Source organism: Streptomyces sp. SID5464 (assembly GCF_009862985.1).
Classification (GTDB): domain Bacteria; phylum Actinomycetota; class Actinomycetes; order Streptomycetales; family Streptomycetaceae; genus Streptomyces; species Streptomyces chartreusis_D.
Genome location: NZ_WWIQ01000085.1, coordinates 1 through 393, shown reverse-complemented (window position 1 = coordinate 393; position 393 = coordinate 1). Strand labels below are relative to the sequence as shown.

At 68.7% G+C, this 393-nt stretch carries 1 protein-coding gene and 1 pseudogene; both read left to right on the top strand.

Annotation, left to right across the window (positions count from 1 at the left end):
- Positions 1 to 105, top strand: a pseudogene (locus GTY47_RS40030) (ABC transporter permease); the annotation flags it as partial.
- On the top strand, positions 102 to 393 hold a 292-nt coding region (locus tag GTY47_RS40025), incomplete at its 3' end, for an ATP-binding cassette domain-containing protein (RefSeq protein WP_010049396.1). The pseudogene GTY47_RS40030 and the gene GTY47_RS40025, both read left to right, overlap by 4 nt.

The following is a 393-nucleotide window of genomic DNA, read 5'->3' as shown; positions in this document are numbered from 1 at the left end:
CTCCAGCTGATGGGGGTCGCCTCGATCTACCAGACCCTGATCACCGGCGTCCTGGTCATCCTCGCGGTGACCGTCGACCAGATCTCCCGGAAGAAGGCCCGATGACCTCCCCCACCCCCGTCCTTCAGGCCCGCGGTCTGGTCAAGCGCTACGGCCATGTCACCGCCATCGACGGCGCCGACTTCGACCTGATGCCCGGCGAGGTCCTGGCCGTCATCGGCGACAACGGAGCCGGCAAGACCAGCCTCATCAAGGCGCTCACCGGCGCGCTGGTCCCCGACGCGGGCGAGATACGTCTGCACGGCGAGCCGATCCAGTTCTCCGGTCCGCAGAGCGCACGCGCCCACGGCATCGAGACGGTCTATCAGGACCTCGCGGTGGCCGCCTCCATGG